The organism is Gordonia sp. OPL2 (assembly GCF_003797825.1).
Classification (GTDB): domain Bacteria; phylum Actinomycetota; class Actinomycetes; order Mycobacteriales; family Mycobacteriaceae; genus Gordonia.
The window spans coordinates 1-410 of the sequence record NZ_RKME01000117.1 but is presented as its reverse complement, the minus strand read 5'-3'; the positions used below and the strand labels follow the sequence as shown (position 1 = coordinate 410).

Sequence of the window (410 nt, the reverse complement as noted above, 5' to 3'; positions counted from 1 at the left end):
GCTGGACGCCATCTCCGCGAGCGAACTGATCCGCGACATGGAGGGACTGCGCGCCTGATGGGCGCCGTGCGCAGCCGCTCCCCCACTTCTCCGACCCCCGATTCCATATGGCCACTTCCCGCAAACCGGCACCCTCCGGCGATGCCGCAGCCGGCGCTCCGCTGCAGCGCCCGCCCGCAGAGATCCTCCACGCCTCCGAACTGGAGCGCCTGCGCGCCCAGGACACCGCCCCGCGCCCGCCCGGCTGGTCGATGGGCCTGCGGGCCGCGCGCAGCTTCATCCTCGGCGACGCGGCGCTGGGCATCGCGCCCAAGATCGTCGCGCCCGTGGCGGGCATCGAACGCATGCTGGTGACGCTGGCCACCGGCCGCGGCCTGATGCTGGTGGGCGAGCCCGGCACGGCCAAGTCG

The 410-nt window shown here is 74.1% G+C and carries 1 pseudogene; it reads left to right on the top strand.

Features of this window, described 5'->3' with window-relative positions:
• Nucleotides 1-107: 107 nt before the first annotated feature.
• Nucleotides 108-410: pseudogene (locus EEB19_RS26570) on the top strand (hypothetical protein); the annotation flags it as partial.